Genomic DNA, 254 nt, shown 5'->3' with positions numbered 1-254 from the left:
CGCCCAGAGCGCGCCAGCGGAGCGGGGGCCCATGGACGTGAGCAGGTCGGGCCCGCCCTGGCGGCGCAGCCGGGCCAGCCGGTTGTCGGAGAAGCTGGCGAGGCAGACCCGTTGCAGGGCCTTGGCTTTGCGCAGCAGCGTGATGATGGGTTCGACGGCGCTGTCGGCTTTGACGTCGATGTTGAAGAACGTCTCCGGGAGTTCTTCGAGGACGTCGGCGAGGCGGGCGATGGGTTCGCGGCCGCCGACGCGGG

1 pseudogene is annotated in these 254 nt (G+C 71.3%); it reads right to left on the bottom strand.

From position 1 onward, the window contains the following. Window positions 1-254: pseudogene (locus B0F77_RS50395) on the bottom strand (glycerophosphodiester phosphodiesterase); the annotation flags it as partial.

It is taken from the genome of Lentzea kentuckyensis (assembly GCF_002150765.1).
GTDB lineage: Bacteria > Actinomycetota > Actinomycetes > Mycobacteriales > Pseudonocardiaceae > Lentzea > Lentzea kentuckyensis.
This window is presented reverse-complemented; position numbering and strand designations above follow the sequence as displayed.